The sequence below is a fragment of the Acidobacteriota bacterium genome, from assembly GCA_022340665.1.
Taxonomy (GTDB): Bacteria; Acidobacteriota; Thermoanaerobaculia; order Thermoanaerobaculales; family Sulfomarinibacteraceae; genus Sulfomarinibacter.
Window position 1 is genome coordinate 1 of record JAJDNM010000043.1, and the last position, 17,484, is coordinate 17,484.

General features: G+C 62.3%; 18 protein-coding genes. 13 read left to right on the plus strand and 5 right to left on the minus strand.

The genetic code is table 11. The features are described 5' to 3' along the window. On the minus strand, positions 1 to 988 hold a 988-nt coding region (locus LJE93_05800), incomplete at its 3' end, for an ankyrin repeat domain-containing protein (protein MCG6948412.1). Between the two features lie 181 nt (positions 989 to 1,169). On the opposite strand from LJE93_05800, the gene LJE93_05805 reads away from it, so the two are divergent. Genes LJE93_05805 through LJE93_05840 form a run of 8 tightly spaced genes read left to right on the plus strand, consistent with a single transcriptional unit; the run spans position 1,170 to position 7,290 of the window. Beyond that, positions 1,170 to 2,858: a SpoIIE family protein phosphatase gene (locus LJE93_05805; GenBank protein MCG6948413.1), complete on the plus strand. Its 1,689-nt coding sequence runs from the start codon at positions 1,170 to 1,172 to the stop codon at positions 2,856 to 2,858. Further along, complete coding sequence (locus LJE93_05810) at positions 2,851 to 3,312, plus strand: ATP-binding protein (GenBank protein MCG6948414.1); 462 nt, start codon at positions 2,851 to 2,853, stop codon at positions 3,310 to 3,312. The genes LJE93_05805 and LJE93_05810 overlap by 8 nt, the downstream gene beginning before the upstream one ends. Continuing rightward, the gene (locus LJE93_05815; protein ID MCG6948415.1) at positions 3,296 to 3,604 is read left to right on the plus strand and encodes an STAS domain-containing protein; all 309 of its coding nucleotides are present in this window, start codon (positions 3,296 to 3,298) and stop codon (positions 3,602 to 3,604) included. Before LJE93_05810 ends, LJE93_05815 begins: the two co-directional genes overlap by 17 nt. Further along, on the plus strand, positions 3,601 to 4,392 hold the full coding sequence (locus LJE93_05820; protein MCG6948416.1) for an ABC transporter permease: 792 nt from the start codon (positions 3,601 to 3,603) through the stop codon (positions 4,390 to 4,392). Before LJE93_05815 ends, LJE93_05820 begins: the two co-directional genes overlap by 4 nt. Positions 4,393 to 4,394: 2 nt before the next feature. Then, positions 4,395 to 5,195 (plus strand): ABC transporter ATP-binding protein, encoded by an 801-nt coding sequence (locus LJE93_05825; protein MCG6948417.1) that lies wholly within the window; start codon positions 4,395 to 4,397, stop codon positions 5,193 to 5,195. Positions 5,196 to 5,206: 11 nt separating this feature from the next. Beyond that, on the plus strand, positions 5,207 to 6,229 hold the full coding sequence (locus LJE93_05830; GenBank protein ID MCG6948418.1) for an MlaD family protein: 1,023 nt from the start codon (positions 5,207 to 5,209) through the stop codon (positions 6,227 to 6,229). After that, positions 6,226 to 6,774, plus strand: coding sequence for an ABC-type transport auxiliary lipoprotein family protein (locus tag LJE93_05835; protein MCG6948419.1), 549 nt, complete (start codon positions 6,226 to 6,228; stop codon positions 6,772 to 6,774). Before LJE93_05830 ends, LJE93_05835 begins: the two co-directional genes overlap by 4 nt. Before the next feature lie 30 nt (positions 6,775 to 6,804). Then, complete coding sequence (locus tag LJE93_05840) at positions 6,805 to 7,290, plus strand: M23 family metallopeptidase (protein MCG6948420.1); 486 nt, start codon at positions 6,805 to 6,807, stop codon at positions 7,288 to 7,290. A gap of 92 nt (positions 7,291 to 7,382) precedes the next feature. On the opposite strand, the gene LJE93_05845 is transcribed toward LJE93_05840, so the two are convergent. Together LJE93_05845 and speB are read right to left on the minus strand one after the other, a co-directional pair. After that, entirely contained in the window at positions 7,383 to 9,209 is a 1,827-nt protein-coding gene (locus LJE93_05845; GenBank protein ID MCG6948421.1) for a hypothetical protein, read from the minus strand. Positions 9,210 to 9,251: 42 nt separating this feature from the next. Continuing rightward, on the minus strand, positions 9,252 to 10,136 hold the full coding sequence (speB, locus tag LJE93_05850) for an agmatinase (protein ID MCG6948422.1): 885 nt from the start codon (positions 10,134 to 10,136) through the stop codon (positions 9,252 to 9,254). Between the two features lie 89 nt (positions 10,137 to 10,225). Here speB and LJE93_05855 point away from each other — a divergent pair, with 89 nt between their 5' ends. From LJE93_05855 to LJE93_05865, 3 genes are all read left to right on the plus strand, one after another. Then, positions 10,226 to 11,170, plus strand: coding sequence for a mechanosensitive ion channel family protein (locus LJE93_05855; GenBank protein MCG6948423.1), 945 nt, complete (start codon positions 10,226 to 10,228; stop codon positions 11,168 to 11,170). Then, a complete protein-coding gene (locus LJE93_05860; GenBank protein MCG6948424.1) occupies positions 11,160 to 11,573 on the plus strand; it encodes a nitrous oxide-stimulated promoter family protein in 414 nt (137 codons plus the stop codon). Before LJE93_05855 ends, LJE93_05860 begins: the two co-directional genes overlap by 11 nt. Positions 11,574 to 11,782: 209 nt before the next feature. Then, positions 11,783 to 12,217, plus strand: a complete 435-nt coding sequence (locus LJE93_05865; GenBank protein ID MCG6948425.1) for a hypothetical protein — start codon at positions 11,783 to 11,785, stop codon at positions 12,215 to 12,217. Here LJE93_05865 and LJE93_05870 read toward each other — a convergent pair. Then, positions 12,214 to 12,687: a thermonuclease family protein gene (locus LJE93_05870; protein ID MCG6948426.1), complete on the minus strand. Its 474-nt coding sequence runs from the start codon at positions 12,685 to 12,687 to the stop codon at positions 12,214 to 12,216. The two genes, LJE93_05865 and LJE93_05870, sit on opposite strands and share 4 nt — an antisense overlap. A gap of 137 nt (positions 12,688 to 12,824) precedes the next feature. Between LJE93_05870 and LJE93_05875 the strand changes: the two genes are divergently transcribed. Next, complete coding sequence (locus LJE93_05875; protein ID MCG6948427.1) at positions 12,825 to 14,087, plus strand: Nramp family divalent metal transporter; 1,263 nt, start codon at positions 12,825 to 12,827, stop codon at positions 14,085 to 14,087. On the opposite strand, the gene LJE93_05880 is transcribed toward LJE93_05875, so the two are convergent. Continuing rightward, positions 14,043 to 15,866, minus strand: a complete 1,824-nt coding sequence (locus LJE93_05880) for a DNA mismatch repair protein (protein ID MCG6948428.1) — start codon at positions 15,864 to 15,866, stop codon at positions 14,043 to 14,045. The genes LJE93_05875 and LJE93_05880 overlap by 45 nt on opposite strands. Before the next feature lie 304 nt (positions 15,867 to 16,170). Between LJE93_05880 and kynU the strand changes: the two genes are divergently transcribed. Next, positions 16,171 to 17,424 (plus strand): kynureninase, encoded by a 1,254-nt coding sequence (gene kynU, locus LJE93_05885; protein ID MCG6948429.1) that lies wholly within the window; start codon positions 16,171 to 16,173, stop codon positions 17,422 to 17,424. Positions 17,425 to 17,484: the final 60 nt, after the last annotated feature.

Below are 17,484 nucleotides of genomic sequence, written 5' to 3' on the forward strand. Positions count from 1 at the left end.
GTCTCCAGTAGGCGTGAGAGTGGCGGCTTTGCATCCACACGATGCCCTGCCGTCCGCTATCAGATCCGGTGTGGCAGGAGACGCACGCTTGAGATCCGATGTAGCGGGGATCGTCGCGCTTGGTGCCACGCACCGTTCGCCTAAGGAACTGGACCTCAATCTCGTGCACCGAACCTCTTTCATCGCGCAAAAACCTTACCCGCCACGGTTCCTGCAGGCAGACGAACTCGTCCTCTCGAACCGGGACCAGGCCGTCCGGTGCAAATTCGCGAAGATGGAGGTGCCCCTGATCGTTCCACACCTTGATCGTGAATCCCCGTCCGAGATCGTAGATGCCAACGTAATCATCTGGAGCGTTCACGGTGGCTTCGATGGCTGAAGGTCGCCTGCGCCAACCCCGGCACGGCGTGAGACCATCACTGTCCCTGCGGGTCGGATCCGCTCCCCTCGACTCCAGCAGATCCAATATGGCGACGTGCCCACTCTTGGCTGCGACGTGCATCGGCGTCCAGCCCTCGCTGGTCGTCGCATTTGGGTCTGCTCCGGCGTCGATCAGCATTTCGGCCACCTCGACGCAGCCGCGACGAGCGGCGACGTGGAGAGGAGTGCGTCCCCAATGGTTCTGAACCGAGACGTCGGCGCCGGCGTCGAGTAGGAGACGCACAGCATCGGGTTGATCATGGTGGCACACCCAGTGGAGGGGGGTGCCTCCGTCGCCGCCGACCGCGTTGACCGGAGCTCCTGCCGCGACGAGCTCCTCGACGATGCGCCAGTGCCCGCGAATTCCCGCCCAGTGGAGGGCGGTGAAATCCATCGGCCCACGGGCGTCGAGGTTGGAGCCGTTCTCGATGAGCTTGTGAACCGCGTGGTAGTCACCACGTTTTGCGGCGTCGACCAGATCGGTCACCGAATACTGCGCTTCTGCGAGTGAATAAATGCAGGTCAGAGACGTGATAGCTAACAGGACCGTTCGGCAACAGTTCTTCATCCGTATCCCTCCGGAAGAGATCTCAATTAATTTCCAGGACTCGCGATCGGCTCCGCGGGGCAGGACCATAGCCGGAGATACGGAAGAGGCGCGGTCGGGTTGCTAAATCCGGATTCGACAAACGATCGGGGGCAGTGGGACTTGCATGCACATCCGAGCCGATATAGCGTCTGGGAAGGTCATGGCACGCAATCAACGGCAGGGCTTCATCGTGACCGGCGAAGGGGAACAGAGCCGGCGGGTTCCAGTCGGGGCCTCCCTGGTCGTCGGGAGGGCGGCGGACAGCGGGCTTGTGCTCCAGGATTCCTCGGCGTCGCGACGCCATGTCGAGATTCGCGCGACCAGTGACGGTTACATGTGCCGCGATCTCGGGAGCCGAAACGGGACCATCGTCAACGGGTCACCGACCAGCGTATGCTCGCTGGAGGACGGCGACCGCATGATCATCGGAGAGACGACGCTGCGTTTCGAGCTCGAGCCGGACAGCCAGCCGCAAAGGGTTTCGGGCAAGACCGTTTTTCTGCAAACGGTCCTCGATCCCGATGGACGTGAAAGAGAGTTGCCTCCGACCTCGACCTCCAAGGATCTTCTCGAAGCGGCCTACACGCTGATGAACGCCCTGGCATCGAACTTCAATCCGTGTGATCTGGTGGACCGAGTGCTGGAGACGACGACCAGCGCGATCCGCGCCCACCGGGGAGCCGTGCTGTTTTCCGGACCGGACGGGGAGCTCCATCCGTGCGGCATATGTGGGCATGTCCACACTATCCACCATGGGATCCCGGAACCGGCTCGAGTGGATGAAATCCACATTTCCGAGAGTGTTGCCCGCCGAGTCCTGCGGGACGGCGAGAATGTGCTCTATCAGAGCGGCTGGACGGATCCGGAGCTGGATCCTTCTGCGAGTATCGCTGCACTGAGGCTGACATCGATCCTCTGTGTTCCGATCCGTACCCAGTACAGGATCCTCGGTATCCTCTATATGGATACCGACGTGGCGGACCATGCCTACACCCACGATGATCTCCTGCTCGCCGCCGCCGCCGGAAACAGTGCCGGCTTGGCCCTGGACAACGCGCAAAACCACCGGATGTTGCTCGAAAAACAGAAGATGGAGCAGGATATCGAGGCTGCCGGGAACATCCAGGCAGGTTTTCTGGTCAGCGATTGGCCGACCGAAGACTCGAGATATGAGGTCTTCGGCGCGACGGTGCCGGCGAAGGTTGTCGGCGGTGACTTCTACGACTTCGTGCGTCTCGATGAGAATCGGGTCGGTTTGTTGATCGGTGATGTCAGCGGGAAGGGCGTCCCTGCTGCGTTGACGATGGCTCAGCTGCTCGCGGAGTTCCGCCTCAGCGCATCCGGTATGGGATCTCCCTCCGAGCTCCTCGCCACGCTCAACGAGGGGCTCGTCGGGCGAAGTCGGAGAGGGATGTTCTGCACTGTTGCCGTGGTGGTGATCGACCTGCGAGATGGGAGACTGGTCGGAGCCAACGCGGGTCACCACCCGATGTTGGTCGTATCCGAGGAGAGGATCGAAACATCGCTCGGTGCCTCGGGCCCGCCGATAGGCGTCCTGGCGGGCGTTTCGTGGGAGGACGTGACCGACGTCGTAAAACCGGGAGAGACCGTCATGTTTTATACAGACGGCATCGTCGAAGCCAGGTCAGGGGCCACTCGGGCGCCCGGCAACGAGGCCGACACGGAGTACGGGCTGCAACGTCTCGAGCGGGCCCTGCAAGAAAATATTCCGGCGACTCCGCACCGTTTGATAGATGGAGTGATGGGTGACGTTTACGACTTTTGTTCCCCGATGACACCGCACGACGACTGCACCATGATCGCTCTGAGGTACACCGGCGATGACTGATTTGCAGAAGGACCTCCGCCTGACGGTGCGTTCGGATCCGAAGCTCCTTGCAGCGATCCGGAGCCTGGTGCGCGGATGGGTCGAGTCCTGCGAAATCGACGCGAAAACCGCGAACGATGTCGTCCTGGCGATAGACGAGGCGTGTACCAACGCGATCCGCCACGCCTACCGAGGCCGATCCGACGGATCTGTGGAGCTGACGCTGCACGCCGAACCGGATTGGCTGGCCTTCCAGGTTTCGGATCAGGGTGAGCCGTGCCCTCCGGAGTGCACGACGCGACGGAAGCTCGAAGCACCCGAAATGGATGATCTGCAGCCCGGCGGTCTCGGTATCCAGCTCATCCATCGGGTGTTCGATGAAGTAGATTTCTGCCCGGGTGTGAGCGGTGGCAACTGTGTCACGATGAGGTTGAATCGATCCAGGGTGAGGGAGAATCATGGGTCTGACGATTGAGAGCGAGCAATTACCGGACGAGCGGTTGATCCGTGTGGCCGGCGAGGTCGACCTCTACAGCTCCCCGGAGTTGCGCAAGGCGATCCTGCAGGCCATGCCCTCAGGTGATGGTCGTCTGTCGATCGACCTCAGCGGGGTCAGCTATATAGATTCCTCCGGCGTCGCCACGCTTGTCGAGGGGCTTCGGGCTGCCAATGAGAACGGCGCGAAGTTCACTTTGGTGGCCCCCTCCTCGGCGGTGATCCAGGTGCTCGAGCTGGCCCGCCTCGACGGCGTCTTCAAAATCGTATGATCGAGGCACCGGGCCTCGTCGGACGCTGGACCTTGAATCAGCTGGCCGCAGCGGCCCGCGTGTCGGTGCTGATGGTCGAGACCTTCGCCTGGATGATCGTCGCGCCGCTACGAGGCAAGGGGCTGCGAATTCGGAGCGCGGTCGAGAGCTTTGTCGAATTCGGAGTCCGCTCCCTGCCGATCGTCGGCATGATCTGTTTTCTGGTCGGAGTCATCATCGCGCTTCAGTCCTCCTACACGCTGGATAAATGGGGTGCCAACCGGTTCATCGCGACGCTGGTCGCGGTCTCGGCGCTGCGCGAAATGGCTCCCTTGATGAGCGCCATCTTGATCACCGGCCGTAGCGGGTCGGCGATCACGGCCGAGATCGGCACGATGAAGGTGGGGGAGGAGATCGACGCGCTCGAGGTCATGGGCCTGAACCCGATCAAGTATCTCGTCGTTCCCAAATTCCTGGCGATGCTGCTCGCCGTGCCCTGTGTGACGGTGATTGCGATGTTCATCATGATTTTCGGGGGATATCTGGCTTCGGTTGTCGTGGTCGGAGTCGATTCGGGCATATATATAGACCAGACGACACGATCGCTGGTTGAGAAGGACCTCGTCGCCGGTCTCGTCAAAAGCGTGTTCTTCGGGATTGCGATCTGTTGGGTTGGTGTTTATCGAGGGCTCCAGGTGGAAGGCGGAGCCGAGGGCGTCGGGCGACAGACAACGGCGTCGGTGGTGACCGCGATTTTCCTGATCATCATCGTTGACCTGGTTTTTACGGTTCTGTTCTACTTCCTGTGATCATGGCAGAGAATCAAGAGCCAATCATCGCCGTCGAAGACCTGGTGGTCCGATATGGCGACCGGACCGTGCTCGACGGCGTGAACTTCGATATTCGCGAGGGCGAGGTCTTCGTGATTCTCGGTGGGAGCGGCTCCGGCAAGACCACCTTGCTGCGAAACCTGGTTGGATTGATGCGTCCGGCAGCGGGCCGGATCCTGATCAAGGGTGAGGACTTCACCGCAATGACCGAGGATGAACGGATCGAGCTGCGCAAGAAGATGGGCATGTCCTTTCAGGGGTCGGCCCTCCTGCAGTCGATCTCAGTGGCCGATAACGTCGCCCTGCCCCTGCGCGAGCATACCGAGCTCGAGGAGTCGACGATCGACATCATGACCAGAATCAAGCTCGAGCTGGTCGGACTTGGGGGCTTCGAAAATTACCTGCCTTCGGAGCTCAGCGGCGGCATGAAGAAACGGGCAGGAATCGCCCGCGCCATGGCGATGGATCCCGAGTTCATTTTCTACGACGAGCCGTCGGCCGGACTCGATCCGATCGTGGCCGCTGGGATCGACCAGCTCATCCGCAAGCTGCAGGAGACATTCAAGATCACCAGCGTCGTCGTGACTCACGAAATGGAGAGCGTCGAGTTGATCGCCGACAGGGTGTGCATGCTGAAGGACGGGCAGGTGGTCGATATCGGCACCTACGAGGAGTTGGAGGAATCCGACCATCCGTACGTCCAACAGTTCTTTGCCCGTCGCCCGGACGACGACCAGTCGACGGACGCGGCCTACACGAGAGCCCTGACCGGCCAAGGATGAAGTGAGGGAAGATGCCAGCGAAGCAGCACGATTTCACCGCAACCGAGATCAAGGCCGGCCTGTTCGTGCTGGCCAGCCTCATTATCTTGATCGGGTTCCTGGTCGCAATCAGGGGATGTCGCGCGGGGGACGAGGACACAAAGGTCTATTTCGCCGTTTTCACCGACATCGGTGGTCTCAACACCGGTGCTGACGTACGCTTTGGTGGGGTCCGTGTGGGGCGGGTTTCGACAATTGAACCGGATCCGGAAGACCGTGCGCGGATTCGCGTAACGGCCGAGGTCGGGGCCCAGATTCCAGTCAATCACGGGAGCATCGCGACTATTGAACAGATCACGCTGACGACCGAGAAACACCTCGAGATCTCGACCGGAGATGCCAACGAGCCACTGCACGAGAGCGGAGACACACTCACGTCGGCCTCGGGCGGGGGATTGTTCGATGTGCCGGCCTTGGATGGCGTCGTCGCCAAGCTGGAGACCACGCTGGACAGCATCAACGCCCTCCTCGGCGTGGATGATGGAGCCGGCACCGGCGGGGACACCGAAGCCGTCGATCTGGCCGAATTGATGTCGTCACTCAAAACGACGCTCGATGAAGGTGCGCAGGTGGCCCGCAGCGCAGGGAGCGTGATCGAGGACAACCGGGCCGATATCGACGAGCTTCTCGGCGGGTTGGGCACACTCGAGGCCACGGCCACCGAGCTGATGGCGGAACTCAAACAGGTCCTTTCCGACAACAAGGGCTCGCTGCACGGGAGTCTCGAAAACATCGAGCAGCTGACCGGTCAGCTGAACACTCGGCTCGACGAACTCCTGACGACCCTCCAGTCGACCTTCGGCTACTTGGAGGATCTGAGCGGCAACAGCTCCGACCTGATCGACGAGCAGCGCCCGACGCTGGAAGAGACGCTGCTCAACCTCCAGGAGACGACGCGGAACCTGAGGGAGTTCTCCCGCATCTTGGCCGACCAGCCGGATGCGCTGATTCGCGGCAGGGAAGCGCAGGGTAGAAGAAACGGGGAGACGAAATGAGAGCGACTCCAATCGCTGCAGTGGTCCTCTGCACTTTGTGCGCGTGTGCCTCGGCGCCGAAGATCGACTACTACACCCTCGGCACGGCATCGTCGGGCCGGGCTGATGCGAATGCCAAAATCACGGTCGAGCGGTTCAAAACCACCGAAGCGCTTGGCCGCAGCCAGATCATGATCCTCGCATCGCCGACTCGAATCGAATACTACGCGACCGATTACTGGGCGGGATCGTTGGGGGAACTGGTCCAGCAAAAGCTGGCGGCCGAGTTCGGTGCGCCGCGCGAGGCCAGAAGGGACCTGGTGGTCTCGGGCAAGGTCGTGGCGTGTGAGCAGGTGGACGGCGACGGTGATGTCGAGGCGCGGGTCAGGCTGGATGTAGTGATCCGTGACGCCAAAGTAGCCAGATACCAGCCACCGCTCTTGGAAAAGTCCTACGAGTCGAGCCGCCGGGTCAACGGTTCGGGAGGCGGAGCAGTGGTCGCAGAGCTTTCCCGGTGCGTCGAGGACATCGCGGCCGAAATTGCTGTGGATGCTTCATCGCTCTGAACCGGTCGAGGTCCGCCATACAATTGACTCATGGCGGGACGAGACGCCCGGATTCGCCGTTTCGGTTTCATCGTCGCCCTGAGCATCGCTGCGATTTTGATTCAGGGGTGCGCCAGCACCCGTCAGGTGCAGTCGTCGGTGCTACCTCGTGGCTGGCCTGTTCCCTACGATATTGCGATTGTGACTTCGAACTTCGGAGCCCCTCGAGGATCCTCGCGACACGAGGGCCTCGACCTGTCAGTGCCGAAGGGAACCCCCGTCCGCGTGACCGCTGATGGAATCGTCAGCTTTGTCGGCCGATCGGGCAGGTATGGCCGCACCGTCGTGGTCGAGCACGACCGGGACTACGAGACGCTATACGCCCACCTGCTGACGATCAACGTCAAAAGGGGCGAAAAAGTCAGACGGGGAGACGTGATCGGCACGGTCGGCAAGAGCGGCAACGCGACCGGTTTCCACCTCCACTACGAGATCCGCCTCCAGGGCACGGCGGTCAACCCGAGGTCGTACCTCTGAAACCCGTCTCCTCGGTACTCCAGGCTGGATGCTGGATGGCTCGATCCGCCCACCCGCCCGGCTATCGGCACTATTCCGGATGCATCCAGCATCTAGTAACCCCGCTTCGGATCGACGACCGAGAGCAGGGGTTCGCCTGCGACGAAGCGCCTGAGGTTTTCTCGGTAGAGCAACCAGCGTCGTTCACGCCCGATGTCGGACCAGGCAGCGTAGTGCGAGGTGATAATCAGGTTCGGAGCCTTCCACAATGGATGGCCTTGCGGCAACGGTTCGGGATCGGTGACGTCGAGGCCGGCGCCCGCGATCTGGCCCTTGGAAAGGGCGGCAATCAGCGCATCTGTATCGACCGTGCCGCCACGGCCTACGTTGACGAGGAAGGCGGTCGGCTTCATGGCGTCGAAGAGCTCTGTGTTGAATATGTCGGCGGTGTCCGGGGTCAACGGCAGACAGTTGACGACCACGTCGGCTTCGGAAACAAAGACCGGGAGGTCCTCGGTGAGCCCGACCCGGTCGACGAACGGGGGCCCGCTCCGCCGGCTGGATCGGATTCCCGTCACCCGCATCTCTGCCGCGGAGGCGAGGCGCGCGACCTCGGTGCCGATGCCGCCGAGCCCAACCACCAGCATCGTCTTGCCGCGCAGCCGCTGCAGCCGGGCGAGGTCACCAATCTCGGACCGGATCCAGGTTCCGCGATTCTGTGCCGTGACGGCATGACCGAGGCCCCTCGCGAGAGCGCGCGTCAGGGCCATGACATGCTCGGCGATCTCCGGTGACGCGAGCTTCTGGCCGTTGGTCAAGAGGACGTCGCCGCTGGCGAGCTGGGGAATTTCCAGGTAGCGTTCGACACCGGCCGAGCCGACCTGGACCCAGCGAAGGTGGGAGCCGGCCGCCAGCAAATCCGTGGTTGCGGTTCCGATGATGGCGTCGGCACCTTCGACCTGTTTCAAGGCCTGTTCGGTTGAATCGAAGGGCACGATCTCTACGCCGGGAGCCACCAGGGCAAGGAGGGGCAGCCGCTCGGGCCAATCGTCGCGCCACAGTACCTTGCGCGGCGGGGTCCAATCCGCATCATCTCGTGTTGGTGATTCCCCCTCGCGGAGAAGACGGCGTTCTGCGAGCTCCCAAGGCATTCGAAGCCCGCCGATCTCTGCGACCATCGCCTCGACCGCGACCGAGGTCGCGGCAGGGTCCTGCTCGCGCCACTCGACGAACCAGTCCGTTGACGTGTTCTCGACGATCTCCTCGGCTGATCGCCCTGTGAGGAGTGCGGCCTCGACGGTCGCCCGAAGATCTGTTAGGCGGGCGACCTGGTCGCGGAGCACCTCGGCTCCGCCCGGGCTGCCATGTCCGGGAATGACGATATTCGGCCCAAGGCTCTGGAGCCGCTCGAGGGCACCGAACCACGCGGTAAGGTCGGTATCGATAGTCGCCTCCACCCGGCCTTCGCTTGTTATCTGGCCGGTGATCAACACGCGTTCTTTCGGCAGCCATACCGCCGCGTCACCGCCAGTCGCACAACGACCGAGATCGAGCAACACAACCTCCCGCTCGGCTGCCGCGAGAGTAAATCCGGAGCTGAAAACCACTGCTGCATGCGATTGACCGCTCTCCGCCCGTTGCCTGGTCTCCGGCCGCAGTTCGATGCCCGGCGCGGCCGTTTTCTGATCTGAAGCACCGGTCGAGATTCGATATCTGGGGTGCAGGTTCGCCGGCATCCGTCCGTCGAGGTCGATTGCGAGGATGTCGGCGCCGATGGTTACGGACGTACCGTTTCGGCCCGTCGCATCATCAACCGAAACGACTACGCCGTCCGGAAGAGCATTTCCGGGGGAAGCGGCTCCGAGTACGGCGGACAGGATGACAAAAAGCAGGGCCGCAGCGACCCGGGTGGACTGGACGATTTGGCAAGGTGAATTCATGCCGGAGATCATAACCAAGAACGAGGAAAAGGGCGGCGATTGTCAGTCGTCGCTGGAGTTCGCGAAAATCCTTCCGAGGAACCGGTAGATCAGCTTGGCGACCAGGAAGTCGCTCGCCCAGAGGCCCGGGGTCGGCAGGAGCTCGACCACGTCGAAGCCGATGACCGTGCGGTGCTCTGCCACCTGTTCGAGGAGGGCGTCGACCTGGTACCAGTCGAGGCCTCCAGGCTCGGGGGTGCCGGTGGCCGGCATCACGGAAGAATCAAAGCAGTCGACGTCGATCGTCAGGTAGACCTTGCCGGTGAGCAGGTCCACGGCCCGTTCGATCCAATTCGAATCCTCAGCGGGACGGCAGATCTCGTGGGCGAAGAAGACACGTTCTTGATCGAGGTGCGGCATCTCGGGTCCGTCGACCGCGCGGATACCAATTTGCACGATCGGGCACCACCTCCGAGCCCAGTTCATCGTGCAGGCGTGATTGAAACGCGAGCCGTGGTACGACTCGCGGGTGTCGGAGTGGGCGTCGAGCTGCAGGATGGTGAGGTCCGGTACGAGGCGCGCGGCCGCCCTGATGGCGCCGATGGAGATCGAATGATCGCCGCCCAGAGTCACCGGTAGGGTCCCTCTCTCGATCAGCTCCCCGACCCGCGCATCGACACGATCCGCCAGTTCTTCTGGAGGGCCCTGGAACTCTACCGGGTCGAGAGTGGCAATGCCCCACCGGCATGGTTCGATGCCGAGCGCGACGTCAAAGTTTTCGAGGTGGTGCGACGCCTCGAGAATCGCCTCTGGAGCGCGGGCGGCGCCCTTGCGCCAGGTCGCCGTTTGGTCGTACGGCACCGGCAGGATTGCCGCCCTGGCGCTCTTGATGTCTGCCAGATCGTCGGCCAGCCCGAAATAGTGTCTGAGGGGATCGTGTTCGGTCACTGGCACCTCCCTGTGGGCGCACGTGGATCCTACCAGCGACCGGGCGGTGAGGGGTTGCGGTGAGACAGGTCTGTGCCATGCTGTGCAGGATGAGTTTCCTAGAAGAGCTTTTCGGAGCGGTTGAACAGGCCGTTCAGTTGGATCCGGCAACCCGGCAGCGGTTGCTGGCGTCAATCGCGATCATCCTGGGTCTGTGGTTGATCAGGTTTCTAGTGCTGGTCGTCGTGAACCGCCGCAGCGATGATGTTCGGGTCCGTTACAGGTGGAAGAAAAGCACGCAGTATCTGGCGGTCACCGTCGCAGTCTTTGCTCTCGGGGTGATCTGGATCCAGGGGTTCTCGTCATTCGCGACCTTCCTCGGTCTCCTGTCGGCAGGCCTCGCCATCGCTCTCAAAGATCTGGTGGCGAACTTCGTCGGCTGGGCCTTCATCCTCTGGCGGAGGCCGTTCGAGGTCGGTGACCGGATCGAGATCGGCGGTACCGCGGGGGACGTCATCGACCTCCGAATCTTTCAGTTCACCTTGCTCGAAATCGGCAACTGGGTCGATGCCGACCAGAGCACGGGACGCGTGATCCACGTCAACAACGGCCGAGTCTTCACCGAATCGCTGGCTAACTTCACCATGGGTTTCGATTTGATATGGAACGAGATCGCAGTGCTGGTGACCTTCGAAAGCGACTGGAAGAGGGCCAGGGAAATCCTGGCCGAAATTGCCGCGAGGCACGGCGCGGAGTTGAGCGAGACGGCAGAAGCGAAGGTGCGGCAGGCGGCACGAAAATTCATGATCTTCTACTCGAAGCTGACGCCGACCGTCTACACCACGGTTCGCGACTGCGGGGTGCTGCTGACGATTCGCTATCTTTGCGATCCCCGCCGGAGAAGAAGCACCGAACAGGCCATCTGGGAGGACATCCTCGATGCCTTCGCAGCATCCGACGACATCGACTTCGCCTACCCGACGCAACGCTTCTACGACAACCTGACCGAAGGGAAACCGGGCGCCAATCCAATCCAAAGCGGGAATGACACCTGAGGAATCAGGAATCTCCACCGAGGGATTCTTTCGCGCCGAGACTTCGTTGTGGTTATCTGTGAGCGACTCACAGAGGCTCCGACGGGAGCGCAAGACCGTTCGTCTGATGGTCGGGATGTACTGTGCCGGCCACCACGGTGGCGGCGGCCTTTGCCCCGCGTGCGCAAAACTCGCGGCATTTGCCGACCGCAAGCTCGAACTCTGCCCATACGGTCCGGATAAGCCGACCTGCAGCGACTGTCCGATTCATTGCTACCGCGCGGAACCGCGGGAAATGATGCGGGAGGTCATGCGATACGCCGGGCCGAGGATGCTGAAGAGGCATCCTGTCCTGGCAGTGATGCATCTCTTCGACGAGAAGCGCGAACCGCCTCCTTTGCCGAAAAGGCGGAGGTTTCTGTAGCGGGGACGAGGTTCGCTGCGACAAGCCGCCGGATTGAGTGGTCGCCCGCAAAAGCCGAGATTCAGAGCCGGACAAGAAGCCCAAGAAACGGGCTAGTCGACGTGTTTGCCTCCCGGTTCTAGGGCGAGTAATCTCCGGCTGGTGACAATATCCCTACAGCCAGAGGTTCGCTTACAATGCGACTATCGCGCACCGACCGGAGGTCGATAATGAAGCGTGAATTCAAGGTATCGCCCGAGGGTTTCTTGCGGCCCTTTGGCAGATTCATGATTGGCACTACCCTGGTGATCGTCGTGGTGTCGTCGATCGCCTGTTCGGCCTACCTGAGTTCCTCCGACGATTCCTGGACAGTGACTTTCTTCAAGGACCCCGACAGGGTGTGGAGCGCCATCGAAATGGTGTTGATCGAGCTCGACTACGAGGTCGTCGAAAAGAACCGGCCCGACGGGATGATTCGAGCGCAATCGGACCCCGCAGAGGACGGGACCGTGGTAGCGCTCGCCATCGACCAGGTGATGCGGACTGACGACCAGGTCAATGTCTACGTCAAGCCCTCATTCGTGGGCAACGCCGGATCGCAAAATCCGGACGCCTTGAAGACGGCCGCGGACGAGTTCGTCAAAGCCCTCGAGAGCAAGCTCTAGGGCGCCCAAAGGCCGAGATTCTGCTGCTTCGCCCGTCGTTCGATCTCGCGGTAATGCTCGTATCCATCGGGTAGATGTTCCGGATCAACTCTCGCGTAACCGAGCTCGAGGAGCTCGGCCGCGATATCGGTGCCGGATCCCTTTTCCGACAGACCCCGACCATACACGATCGTGGCAAAGGCCAGTCCGTCCTCTCCATGAACGATTCCGGCTGCGGTGTTGTCGGTGGTCCAGGTGAACACCGCGACGCGTTTGCCCTCGATCCGTAGCTTGACGAACTCGTGGGCCTGCCGACCGATCGGGGTGATCGGGTCGGGGACCCACACCCCGGCCAGGTGGACGGCAAACCCGCCCTCGAACTCTATGAGGTTGCCGGACGAGACCTCGGCGACCACGAGAGTGTTGGCGGCCACCGGAATGGCCACGCTAGCTGCGAGAATGAACAGCGGGCGCAGAAATCGTCGACGCATGCGGACCTCCCGTATCGAACGTCTTCTTCAAGTGTGATGCCGGATCGTGGCGAAAGTTCCTCCGGGCCGTGGCGATTGTTGGGCATCCCGAAAATCTTCCATCGGGAAATCGGGGAGGCTCGCGCTATCCTGACGGCGTGGTGGCGTCGGCGAACAGCTCATTTCGAGGCATCCTGCGTACGGTCGGGCCAGGCATCGCCATTGCCGCTACGGGCGTGGGTGCCGGCGACCTGCTGGCGGCGATGCTCGCCGGTGCGGACTTCGGCACCGCACTGACGTGGGTGGTGGTCGTCGGAGCGGCCCTCAAGCTCGGCCTCAACGAGGGGGTGGCGAGATGGCAGCTCGCCACCAACACGACGCTGCTCGAGGGCTGGTGCCGGTATCTCGGCTGGCCGTTCAAGATTTACTTTCTCGCCTACCTCGTGCTGTGGAGCTTCATCGTGGCCGGGGGCCTGATGAGCGCCTGCGGGGTGGCTGCGCACGCGCTGTGGCCCCTGTTCAGCATCCGTAGCTGGGCAATAGTCCATTCGATCGCGGCCCTGCTGCTGGTCGTCCTCGGGCGGTACGCCGTCTTCGAAAACACCATGAAGATCCTGATCGGCCTGATGACGATCACGTTGCTGGCGAGTGTGCTCATCGTAGGACCGGATCTCGTCTCGGTCCTCCACGGCCTTGTTCCAACCCTTCCCAGCGGTTCGGCCGGAGCCGCGTTGAGTTTGATGGGTGGCGTGGGCGGCAGCGTGACCTTGCTTGCCTATGGCTACTGGATCAGGGAGAGAGGGTGGGAGGGCCAGGCACGGGTCGCCGGCGTGCGCCTCGATCTAACCCTGGGCTACGCGTTGACCGGGCTTTTCGGGATCGCGATGTTGCTTCTCGCCGCCGCCGTTCTCGGTGGTGCAGGGGGTCTGCCGCCAGGGAGCGAGGGCCTTGTGGCCTGCGGAAACGCGGTGCGGGAGGCGGCCTCGTCGCGCTTCGGTGGTGTCACGGGAAGCGTCGCGTCTTCGGTGTTTCTGGTCGGCGTGTGGGGCGCGGTCTTCACCTCTACCCTCGGCGTCTGGAACGGCGTACCGTATCTCTTCGCGGACTACCTGGATGCCCTTCGCGGGCGGTTTGGCTCCGAGGTGGAAACGTCCGGTGCCGCCTACCGCGGCTTTTTGCTCTACATCGCGGTGCCGCCGATGATGCTGCTCTTCCTCGATCGTCCGATGTGGGTGATCAAGGTTTACACCCTGACTGGTGGTCTTTTCATGCCGCTGCTCGCGGGAACCCTGTTGTTTTTGAATTCGAGACAAAAACTGGTCGGAGAGCTGAGGAACGGCCCGGTTGCGCTCGCGACGCTGATGCTGGCGCTGGTCCTATTCGCTGCCATCGCAGCGCGGCAGCTCATCGATCTCCTCTGATGACGGGACGCGGTCGAGTCGCTTCTCGAGTATGCGTTCCAGTTCCTCGAAAGTCACCCCCAGGCGGCGCGCGGTTCCGACAGCGAGCGAGGTGCTGGCGACGCCGGGGATGAATCGAAAGGTGGGTCCGCTCTCTTCATCGACCTCTGCCTGGAGAAACGCGATGCCGGCCGAAGCGTTTCGGTGCTGAAGTTGGTCGGCAAAGTCGAGAAAATGGGTGGTCACGAGCGCGAATGGACGGATCTGCCTGAGGAGTCGTAGGACCATGTCAACGATCTCGATCGCTTCGGAGGGATTGGTGCCAGAACACAGCTCGTCAAGGAGAACCAGGGAGCCGGCGGGCACGTTCTCGAAGAGATTCCGCAAGCGCATGAGCTCGGTGCCAAGGCGGCCCTCGGCCTGATCGGCGCGATCGAGCTCGACGATCGACGCGAAGAGGCCGGCGACGAGCGGGATCCGTGCCGCCGAACAGGGAGCGTAGAGCCCGCAGTGGGCGAGGACCTGGGCGATGCCAACGGCCTGGAGGAGACGGGTCTTTCCGCCGGAGTTCGGTCCTGTGACGAGGTTGATGGGGCGATCCCCTCTGACTATCAGATCGGTCGGCACCGGCAATTCCGGCAGAATCAGGAGCAACGGGTTGAACAGGTCGCGGATCTCGAGCTCGGTGTGTGAGCCGATTGAAGGGAGACAGACGTCGAGCCCACGAAATCTCGAGCTGGCAGCGAACGTGCGAGCCACCATGTAGAGCTCGAGGTGGCAAATCAACTGGATGAGGCGCACGACCGCCGGCGCGATGTCCTGCCACACGTCCATGCTGAGGCGTTCGGCGATCTCCTCCGACCCGAGGCTGTAGCGTCGAAAAAAGATCCGGAGGCGGTCCCACCAACGCCTCAGGGGCCGACGATAGTAGGGGTTCCCCTTGGCCTCGCTGAGGCCGCGAATCTCGAGGTGGCGCACCCGTCCGTCTGCACCGAGGAAAACCTCGAGATCAAGCATCGCCATTTTCTGATGGTGATCGAGCAGGGCTTCGAGTCGGCCGAACGCATCGGATTGGCGGATGCTGGTTCCGGCGTCGAACACTCTCTGCAGCCCTGAAGAGGAGCCCTCGAAGGTGTCCGTCATGTGGTGTACCACAGAGCGAAACGCGGCCAGCACGTCCATCCGGAATTTCAGCGGTTCGAGGCGCGCATCGTCTCGCGACGCGCGCAGTAGGGTCAACATCCGGTAGAGGCGAAAGAGCAGGCCTTCGACGCACTCCGCAAGCCCGGGCCGTTCTTCGAGTTCGCGGAGAATCGCCTGCCGGTAGCGAATCGTCTGCAGGTCTCCGGAGGGAGCCGAGAGCACCCGCTCGATGAACGGGCCATGGGTCTTGAATCGGTGCCCGCAGACCTCGACATTGAGATTTGCAGATACGAGCTCGGTCAGGAAGAGGTCATCTGCAAAATGCTCTGGCTGCCAGGGGGTTTCCGCGGCCGCCATCGAATCGAGCTCGCGATCGATCTCTCCTGCGCTTGCGCGCCCGAGGAAGGCGAGATCGAGCAGGTGTTTCAGGCGTTCCGGGTCAGGATTGACCTCGGCCCGGGGCGAGAGGAGGTCGGGCAGCGGAAATTCGTCGAGTTCGCGAGGAGCTCGGGATCTCCCGAAACGACCGTCGGTAAAAATCATCGAACCGATTCGATCCATCACTGAACGATCCGGGTACTTTCGCGGATCCCCCTGAATCCTGTCTTCCGGGCCATGGCGAACACCCCGGCGGAGGTTGGACGATCGAATGACCATCCGGAGAAGTCTACTCCTGTCGATGCGTGATCGGCTGGAGGATCTGTCGGACGAGGAGGATTGATGGCTGGAATTGACTGGAATTCAGTTTCCACATACGTGGCATCAGATACGGCCGCCTTCTCCGAGGTGCATCAGGCAGCCGGGTCAACGCTGTCCGACCGAGGACGGAGACGAGATTCACGCGATGAAGACTCCTGGTGCGGTGCATCGCCCTCCGCGGTAGGAGGCTCCTAAACAAAACGCGTCGGTGTTACCGTGAGGTGGTGATGGCTGGAAGCGAAAGCGGCGGCGGGTTCGTGGCATGAGTGATGGGTACGCTCCCTCCTCTCGAAGCGAAGCCGTTCAGCTCGACGCGGATGACCCGCTGTTGGAGTTTCGCGACCGCTTCATTTTGCCGGAGGGCATCGTCTACCTGGATGGCAATTCTCTCGGCCCGCCGATGCACGGCACGATCGCGAGAGTCAATGAGGTGCTGGAGGGCGAGTGGGGTGCCCACCTTGTCGAGAGTTGGACCCGACACGACTGGATCGATCTGCCGGAGCGCGTTGCCGACGCGATCGCGGGTCTGATCGGCGCCGGGGCGGACGAGATCGCAGTCGCCGACTCGACGTCGGTGAACATCTTCAAGCTGCTCGGTGCGGCGTTGCGCCTGCGGCCCGGAAGACGGACCATCCTTTCGGAAAAGGGGAATTTCGGAACCGACCTCTACATCGCTCAGGGATTGGCAAATCTGCTCGGCAACGGGACGACCCTGCGGATGGTGGGGCGGTCGGAGATCGCGTCGGCCCTGGATGACACAGTCGCGGTTCTGATGCTCACCCACGTCGATTTCCGTACCGGTGAGAGGCACGACATGCAGGAGTTGACCGCGGCGGTACACGGGGCCGGTGCACTGGTTCTCTGGGACCTGGCGCACTCCGCTGGCGCGATGCCGGTCGATCTCACGGGCAACGAGGCGGATCTCGCCGTGGGTTGCGGCTACAAGTACCTCAACGGCGGACCTGGGGCGCCAGCATTCGCATTTGTTGCGCGACGCCATCACCCACGGCTGAATTCCCCGTTGTGGGGCTGGATGGGCCACGACGCGCCCTTCGAGTTCGATTCGGCCTACCGCCCGGCGGGCGGGGTTGGCAGGCTGCGCGTCGGCACGCCTCCGATTCTCAGCCTGGTTGCCCTCGAGTGCGGGGTGGCCGGAGTGTCCGAGATTGGCGTCGAAAGGTTGCGGGCGAAGTCAGTGGCACTGACAGAATGTTTCATCAACCTGGTGGAGAGGGACTGCAGGGAATATGACCTCGAGATCGTCACGCCGCGCGAATCACATCTTCGCGGGAGCCAGGTCTCTCTTCGACACCCGGACGGGTATCCGATCATGCAGGCGTTGCGAGCGGCGGGCGTGATTGGCGATTTCAGGGTGCCGGATCTCCTCCGCTTCGGTTTCGCTCCAGCCTACGTACGCTTCGTCGACGTGTGGGATTCGGTGTCGGCCCTGCGTGAAATCATGGGCTCCGAGAGGTGGAAGGATGCCGCTTTTCAGAAACCATCCAAGGTGACATGAGGTGTGGGGCGTCCCAATTGTCCTCCTGTCGATCGCGACCGCCTGCGTGGGCGCCATGGG